The following is an 8,024-nucleotide window of genomic DNA, read 5'->3' on the forward strand; positions in this document are numbered from 1 at the left end:
AGGTGGTGGTGGAGAACCGGCCGGGCGCCGGCGGCAGTATCGGCGCCGACGCGGTGGCCAAGGCCCCGGCCGACGGCCATACGCTGCTGATGGGCACCGGCTCCACCCACTCGGTCGGCCCGGCGCTCAACCCGAAGATGCCCTACGACGCATTTCGCGACTTCGCCCCGGTGGCGCATGTGGCCAATGCGCCCAGCGTGCTGGTGGTCGGCGCCGGCTTCCCGGCGCGGACGGTGCAGGAACTGGTCGCGCTGCTGCGCCGCAGCCCGGGCCGCTACAACTTCGGCTCCTCGGGCATCGGCACCTATCCGCACCTCTCGGCCGAGATGTTCAAGTGGCGCGCCGGCGGGCTGTTCGTGGTGCACATTCCGTATCGGGGCACCGGCCTGGTGATCACCGATCTGGTGTCGGGCCAGATCGCCTTCCTGATGGACAGCGTGGTGTCGGCCCAGCCGCACATCCGCGATGGCAAGGTCCGGGCGCTGGCCGTGAGCGGCGAGCACCGTTCACCCACACTGCCCGATGTGCCCACCTTCGCCGAGGCCGGCATCGCCGGCATGGACATCAGCAACTGGTTCGGCGCCTTCGCGCCAGCGGGCACGCCGGCCGAGATCCTCAGCCGGCTGAACCGTGACATCAACGCCGCGGTGCGCGCCCCCGAGGTGCTCGAGCGCCTGGAGCGCGCCGGCGCCGAACCGGCAGGCGGCAGCCCCGAACAGTTCGCCCGCCTCATCCGCGCCGACCACGAGAACTGGAAGGCCGTGATCCGGCGAGCCGGCATCAAACCCGAATGACGGAGATTGCCCGATGAGCACCCCCGCGGCAGGCCCCCTGCAGATCCTGGCCTTCGATGTCTTCGGCACGGTGGTCGACTGGCACGGCTCGATCGCACGCGAGGTCGACGCCATGCAGCTCGGCGTGGATGGCGGGCGCTTCGCCCTGGCCTGGCGCGCCGGCTACCTGCCGGCCATGGAGCGGGTGCGCAAGGGCGAACTCGGCTGGACCCGCATCGACGACCTGCATCGCATGATCCTCGACAGCGTGCTGGCCAAGTTCGGCATCCGCCTGCTGCCCGATCGCATCGAGCACCTCAACAAGGTCTGGCACCGGCTCGACCCCTGGGCCGACACCCTCGCCGGTCTGCACCGGCTGCGCAGCCGCTACACCCTGTGCACGCTGTCCAACGGCAACCTGGGGCTGCTCGCCAACATGGCCAAGCGCGCCGGCCTGCCCTGGGATCTGATCCTCTCGGCCGAGGTCTTCCGCCACTACAAGCCCGACCCGCAGACCTATCTCGGCGTGGCCGACATCTTCGGCGTGAGCCCGGACCAGGTGATGCTGGTGGCCGCGCACAAGGAAGACCTGCATGCCGCCGCGGCCTGCGGGTTGCGCACCGCCTTCGTCACCCGGCCGATGGAGTTCGGCCCCACCCGCCAGCCCGACATCAGCCGCGAGCCGGCCTTCGACCACCACGCCACCGATTTCCTCGACCTTGCCGACCAGCTCGGCTGCTGAAAGCCCGCCATGAGCGCCACCCCCTTCGACTTCGACTGGTCCGTCCGCTATCCCACCTACCGGGCGCCGGTGTTCGCGCGCAATGTGGTGGCCACCTCGCAGCCGCTGGCCGCGCAGGCCGGCCTGCGCATGCTGGCCGCCGGCGGCAATGCGGTCGACGCCGCGATCGCCGCGGCGGCCGCCATCACCATCGTCGAGCCGGTCTCCAACGGCCTGGGCAGTGACGCCTTCGCCATCGTGTGGGACGGACGCGAACTGCACGGCCTGAATGCCTCGGGCACCGCACCGGCCACCTGGGACACGGCCTACTACGCGAAGCGGCATGGGGGCAAGTTCCCGATGCGCGGCTGGGACAGCGTGACCGTGCCGGGCGCGGTCAGCGCCTGGGCCGCGCTGCACGAGAAGTTCGGCAGCCTGCCCTTCGAAGATCTGCTGCAGCCGGCCATCGAGCTGGCCGAGCGCGGCCATGGCGTGGCCGGCATCGTGAGCCAGAAGTGGGCGGCGGCGGTGCCCGAACTGCAGTCGCAGCCGGGCTTTGCGCAGGCCTTCATGCCGCGTGGGCGCGCGCCGCGCATCGGCGAGCGCTTCGCGCTGCCGGCCGCGGCCGACACGCTGCGCCGCATCGCCAGCAGCCGTGGACAGGACTTCTACCAGGGCCGGACCGCGCAGGCGCTGGTGGCCCATGCCCGCGAGCACGGCGGCACGCTCAGCCTGGCCGATCTGGCCGGCTACCGCCCCGAATGGTGCGGCACGATCAGCCAGGACTACCGCGGCTACACGCTGCACGAGATCCCGCCCAACGGCCAGGGCATCGCCGCGCTGATGGCGCTGGGCATCCTGCAGCACTTCGACATCGGCGCGCACCCGGCCGATTCGCTGCGCACCCGCCACCTGCAGATCGAGGCGATGAAGGCGGCCTTCGCCGATGTCTACCGCTATGTGGCCGACCTGCGCTACATGACCGAGGTCACACCCGCGCACCTGCTCGATCCCGGCTACCTCGCGCAGCGCGCCCGCCTGATCCGCGAGGATCGCGCCACCGACTTCCAGCACGGCCTGCCACCGGCGGGCGGCACCATCTACCTGACCGCCGCCGACCGGCAGGGCATGATGATCTCGTTCATCCAGTCCAACTACATGGGCTTCGGCTCGGGCGTGGTGGTGCCCGAGGTGGGCGTGTCGCTGCAGAACCGCGGCTACTGCTTCTCGCTCGATCCGTCGCACCCGAACTGCGTGGCGCCGGGCAAGCGGCCCTTCCAGACCATCATCCCGGCCTTCCTCATGAAGGACGGTGCGCCGCAGATGAGCTTCGGCGTGATGGGCGGCAACATGCAGCCGCAGGGCCACATGCAGACCCTCTCGCGCATGCTCGATCATCGCCAGAACCCGCAGGCGGCCTGCGACGCGCCACGATGGAAGGTGCAGCGCGGCCTGAAGCTCGACATCGAGGCGACCATGCCCGAGGACATCGTGGCCGGCCTGCGCAGCCTCGGCCACGAGATCGAGCCGGTGCTCGACTCGTACATGGACTTCGGATCAGGCCAGTTCATCTGGCGGCTGAGCGATGACCTGGAGGATGGCTACGCCGCTGCCAGCGACAGCCGCCGCGACGGCTGCGCAGCCGCATTCTGATCCCGGGCCCTCGCGGCCCGCGCGCCGGGGGCTCAAGCCGGCCCCGGCGCGAAGGCGTCTAGAATTGCGCTTTTGCCCCGCTGGCGTGCGCGTCGGCGGCATGCCTCTCACACGCTCCCGGAGACTGCGCCCATGACCCAGCGAAGCTACGATCCCATCACACCGGTGAAGGCGGCCTTCCTGGGCCTGGGCGTCATGGGTTATCCCATGGCCGGCCACCTGCGTCGCGCCGGCCATGCCGTCACGGTGTACAACCGCAGCGCCGAGAAGGCCGATCGCTGGGCGGCCGAGCATGGCGGTCTCTCGGCGCCCACGCCGCGTCAGGCCGCGCACGACGCGGATCTGGTCTTCGCCTGCGTGGGCAACGATGATGACCTGCGCTCGGTGGTGCTCGGCGAGCATGGCGCCTTCGCGGGCATGAAACCGGGCGCGGTGTTCGTCGACCACACCACGGCCTCGGCGGAGGTCGCCCGCGAGCTCCATCGCGAGGCAGCCCGCCGCGGCCTGCATTTCCTCGACGCCCCGGTCTCGGGTGGTCAGGCCGGCGCGGTCAACGGCCAGCTCACCGTCATGGTGGGCGGCGATCTGCCGGTGTTCGAGCAGGCGCGGCCGGTGGCCATGGCCTTCTCGCGGGCCTTCACGCGCATCGGCGAGGCCGGCAGCGGCCAGCTCGCCAAGATGGTCAACCAGATCTGCATCGCCGGCCTGCTGCAGGGCCTCTCCGAGGGCGTCAACTTCGGTCTGGCCGCCGGCATCGACATGAACCTCGTGCTCGAGGTCATCGGCAAGGGCGCGGCGCAGAGCTGGCAGATGGACAACCGCGGCCGCACCATGGTCGAGAACCGCTTCGACTTCGGCTTCGCGGTCGACTGGATGCGCAAGGACCTCGGCCTGTGCCTCGACGAGGCGCGGCGCAACGGCGCGCCGCTGCCCGGCACCGCCCTGATCGACCAGTTCTACCGCGATGTCCAGGCCATGGGCGGCGGGCGCAACGACACCTCCTCGCTGATCCGGCGACTGCGCGCCGATCCTGCCTGAGCGCTACGCCATGCCGCCGTCCTCTCTCGCCCTGCTCTCGCGCGCCGCTCCGGTCTTGCTGGTCATCGCCCTGCTGGCCCTCGCGCTGGGCGGCCTGGGCAGCCCCGCCCGCGCGCAGTTCTCGGCGGCTGGAGGCGCGGCGGCCGAATCGGCCGCCGAGAGCGCCACCCGGCGCGATGGCGTGGCCTCCTACGGCACGCGCAACATCTACCGTGCCGGCCGTACCGTGCGGGTCGGCTCGCCGGTGGAGGGCGACTTCCACGCCGCCGGCTCGCGGGTGGTGATCGACGCCGAGGTCAGGGGTGACGCCACGCTGACAGGCGGTGACGTCGATCTGCGCCGGCCGGTGGGCGGCGATCTGCGCGCCGCGGCCGGCAAGCTGGTGCTCGATGCCCCGGTGGGCGGTGACCTGCTGCTGGTGGGCTCGGAGCTCGCCTTCGAGCGCAGCGCGCGCATCGGGCGCGATGCCCTGATCGCCGGGCGCTCGGTGGACATCCGCGGCGAGATCGTCGGCGAGCTCACGGTCTATGCCCAGCGCATCGCGATCGACGGCACGATTGGCGGCAAGGTGAAGCTCGTGGCCGAGGAGATCGAGCTGCTCGATGGCGCGCGCATCCTCGGCACCCTGTCCTACACCAGCCCCAACCCGATCAAGCAGAGCAGTGGCGCCCAGGTGCGCGGCGAGGTCACCCGCGAGGAGGCCGAGAAGCCTCCTGCGGAGCCACAGGACGAGTCGCTGAACAAGCGCTGGGGTCTGCTCGGGGTGCTGCTGTGGTCGATCGGCCTGCTGCTCTTCGGGACCCTGCTGTTCATCGCGCTGCCCGGCTTCACCCGGGAGTCGGCCCGGCGCGCCTGGGACGACGCCGGCGCCTCGCTCGGTCTGGGGTTCGCGCTGCTGATCGCCATACCGGTGGGTGCCGGTGTGGCCATCCTCACCATCGTCGGCATTCCGCTGGGCGCCACGCTCCTGGCGGTCTACCCGGTGCTGCTGCTCACCGGCTACCTGATCGGCGTCTGGTCGGTGGCCCTGCGTGCCCGAAAAGCCTTCAGCGATGGCGGTGGCGGCAGCCGTTCGGGCCAGATCGCCTGGCTGGCCGGCACCCTCGCGCTGCTGCTGCTGGTGGGCGCGGTGCCCTTCCTGGGCTGGCTGATCTCGGCCTGGGTCATGCTCACGGGCATGGGCGGCATGATGCTCACCGCCTGGCGGGGGCGCCAGCCGTGAGCGCGTCACGGCTCTGGCTGGGTCTGGCGCTGGGTCTGCTCGCGCTGCCGCTGGCCGCCCTGGCGGCCGGTCAGGCAGGGCTGCTCGCGGGGTCGGCATCGCCCGCCAGCCCGGGCCTGCCGCTCGCCCCGATCAACGAATCCCGCGACAACGCGGTCTCCAGCCAGAGCGCCTCGCCAGCCCACCGCATCGACCCCATCACGCTGCGCGGTGAGCCGGTTGCCGCCTTCGCCAGACTCCTCGACCAGGCCGCAGCCCTGCCCGGTGTGCGGGTGGTCGAGCGCAGCGAGCGCCATCTGCGCGCCGAGTGCGAGAGCCGCTGGTTTCGCTTCATCGACGACCTCGACCTGGTGCTCGATGCGCCGGCCGGGGTCGCCCATGTCCGTTCGGCGGCCCGTCTCGGGCGCCGTGACTTCGGCGTGAATCGCGCCCGGGTGGAGGCCCTGCGCCGCGCCCATGAATCCCAACCAGGAGAATGACCATGGCCTTCCAGACCCTGCCCTCCGGGCTGCAGTACGACGACACCACCCTGGGCAGCGGCCCCGAGGCGGCCGCTGGTGCCCATGTCACGGTGCACTACACCGGCTGGCTGTGGCAGAACGGCGCGCGCGGCGCGAAGTTCGACTCCAGCAAGGACCGCGGTCAGCCCTTCTCGTTCCCGCTGGGCGCCGGCCATGTCATCCGCGGCTGGGACGAGGGCTTCGCCGGCATGAAGGTCGGCGGCACCCGCCAGCTGCTGATTCCGCCCGACATGGGCTATGGCGCGCGCGGCGCGGGCGGTGTGATCCCCCCCAACGCCACCCTGCTGTTCGAGGTTGAACTCCTCGGCGTCTGACGATGACGGAAAAGGTTCCCGCCGCCACGCACAACTTCATCCGCACCCAGGTCGAGGCCGACCTGGCGGCGGGCGCGCATGCCAGTCGGCGCTGGTGCGGCCATCCCGGTCCGGGGAGCGAGCAGGCCGCGGGCCAGCCCGACCCGGCCCGTATCCGCACCCGTTTCCCGCCCGAGCCCAACGGCTATCTGCACATCGGCCATGCCAAGTCGATCTGCCTGAACTTCGGGCTGGCACGCGACTACCAGGGGCGCTGCCACATGCGCTTCGACGACACCAACCCGGTCAAGGAAGACCAGGAGTTCGTCGACGCCATCCTCGACGCGGTCCGCTGGCTGGGCTTCTCCTGGGACCACGCAGCCGACGGCGCCCCCGAGAGCAACCTCTACTTCGCCAGCGACTACTTCGAGCAGCTCTTCCAGATGGCCGAGCATCTGGTGCAGCACGGCCATGCCTATGTCGACTCGCAAAGCGCCGAGCAGATGCGCCTCGGCCGGGGCACGCTCACCGAACCCGGGCGCAACTCGCCCTACCGCGACCGGCCGGCGGCCGAGAGCCTGACCCTGCTGCGCGAGATGCGCGACGGCCTGCACCCCGAGGGCAGCCATGTGCTGCGGGCGCGCATCGACATGGCCTCGCCCAACATCAACCTGCGCGACCCGGCGCTCTACCGGATCCGCTTCGCCGAGCATCACCGCACCGGCGAGCGCTGGCGCATCTACCCGATGTACGACTACGCGCATCCGATCTCCGATGCGCTCGAAAACATCACCCACTCGATCTGCACCCTCGAGTTCGAGGATCACCGCCCGCTCTACGACTGGCTGCTCGAACGGCTCGCCGAGGGCGGCTTCTTCCAGCGCCCGCTGCCGCGCCAGATCGAGTTCGCGCGGCTGAACCTGAGCTACACCGTCACCAGCAAGCGGCGGCTGCAGGAGCTGGTGAGCACCGGCCGCGTCGAAGGCTGGGATGATCCGCGCCTGCCCACGCTCGCCGGCCTGCGCCGGCGCGGCTACACCCCCGAAGCGATCCGGCTGTTCTGCGAGCGCATCGGCGTGTCGCGCGCCGACACCTGGATCGACATGAGCGTGCTCGAGCAGGCCCTGCGCGATGACCTCGAGGCGCGCGCGCCGCGCAGCGTGGCCGTGCTCGACCCGCTGCGACTGCGCATCACCAACCTGCCGGAAAACCATCTCGAGACCTGCAGCGCGCCCTTCCATCCGCAGCGGCCCGAGCTCGGTCGGCGCGAGTTCCCGTTCTCGCGCGAACTCTTCATCGAGCGCGAGGACTTCGCGATCGAGCCGCCCAAGGGCTTCTTTCGCCTGTTCCCCGGCAACCTGGTGCGGCTGCGCTACGCGCATGTCATCCGCTGCACCGGCTTCGAGACCGATGCCGATGGCCGGGTCAGCACCGTGCTGGCCGAGCTCATGCCCGACTCGCGCTCCGGCACGCCCGGGGCCGATGCCTACAAGGTCAAGGGCAACCTGCACTGGGTGTCGGCCGCGCACGCGCTGCCGGCCGAGGTACGGCTCTACGAGCGGCTGTTCACCGAGCCGCAGCCCCGCGCGGGCGACGCCGACTATCTGGCCGCGCTCAATCCCGACTCACGCCGGCTCGCGCAGGCATGGGTGGAACCCAGCGCGCTCAGTGGGCCGGCCGGTCAGCCGCTGCAGTTCGAGCGCCACGGCTACTTCGTGACCGACAGCCGAGACAGCCGCCCCGACCGGCTGGTGTTCAACCGCTGCGTGAGCCTGAAGGACACCCGGCACAAGGGCTGAGCCT

8 protein-coding genes are annotated in these 8,024 nt (G+C 71.0%); all 8 read left to right on the forward strand.

All coding sequences use genetic code 11. From position 1 onward, the window contains the following. Nucleotides 1-794: Bug family tripartite tricarboxylate transporter substrate binding protein (locus AC2H6A_RS15855; RefSeq protein ID WP_484274670.1), on the forward strand; the 794-nt coding region annotated here is incomplete at its 5' end. 13 nt (nt 795-807) lie between these two features. Then, nucleotides 808-1,515, forward strand: coding sequence for a haloacid dehalogenase type II (locus AC2H6A_RS15860; protein ID WP_484274671.1), 708 nt, complete (start codon nt 808-810; stop codon nt 1,513-1,515). Between the two features lie 9 nt (nt 1,516-1,524). Further along, nucleotides 1,525-3,147: a gamma-glutamyltransferase family protein gene (locus tag AC2H6A_RS15865; RefSeq protein ID WP_484274672.1), complete on the forward strand. Its 1,623-nt coding sequence runs from the start codon at nt 1,525-1,527 to the stop codon at nt 3,145-3,147. Nucleotides 3,148-3,279: 132 nt separating this feature from the next. Beyond that, nucleotides 3,280-4,185 (forward strand): NAD(P)-dependent oxidoreductase, encoded by a 906-nt coding sequence (locus AC2H6A_RS15870; protein WP_484274673.1) that lies wholly within the window; start codon nt 3,280-3,282, stop codon nt 4,183-4,185. A 10-nt stretch (nt 4,186-4,195) separates the two neighbouring features. Beyond that, nucleotides 4,196-5,407: a DUF8173 domain-containing protein gene (locus tag AC2H6A_RS15875; RefSeq protein WP_484274674.1), complete on the forward strand. Its 1,212-nt coding sequence runs from the start codon at nt 4,196-4,198 to the stop codon at nt 5,405-5,407. Then, nucleotides 5,404-5,886 (forward strand): DUF1499 domain-containing protein, encoded by a 483-nt coding sequence (locus AC2H6A_RS15880; protein WP_484274675.1) that lies wholly within the window; start codon nt 5,404-5,406, stop codon nt 5,884-5,886. Before AC2H6A_RS15875 ends, AC2H6A_RS15880 begins: the two co-directional genes overlap by 4 nt. Nucleotides 5,887-5,888: 2 nt before the next feature. Further along, entirely contained in the window at nt 5,889-6,242 is a 354-nt protein-coding gene (locus AC2H6A_RS15885; RefSeq protein ID WP_484274676.1) for an FKBP-type peptidyl-prolyl cis-trans isomerase, read from the forward strand. A 2-nt stretch (nt 6,243-6,244) separates the two neighbouring features. Continuing rightward, nucleotides 6,245-8,020 carry a glutamine--tRNA ligase/YqeY domain fusion protein gene (locus AC2H6A_RS15890; protein ID WP_484274677.1) on the forward strand — a complete coding sequence of 592 codons (1,776 nt, stop codon included), beginning with the start codon at nt 6,245-6,247 and terminating at the stop codon, nt 8,018-8,020. Nucleotides 8,021-8,024: the final 4 nt, after the last annotated feature.

It is taken from the genome of Quisquiliibacterium sp., from assembly GCF_982640115.1.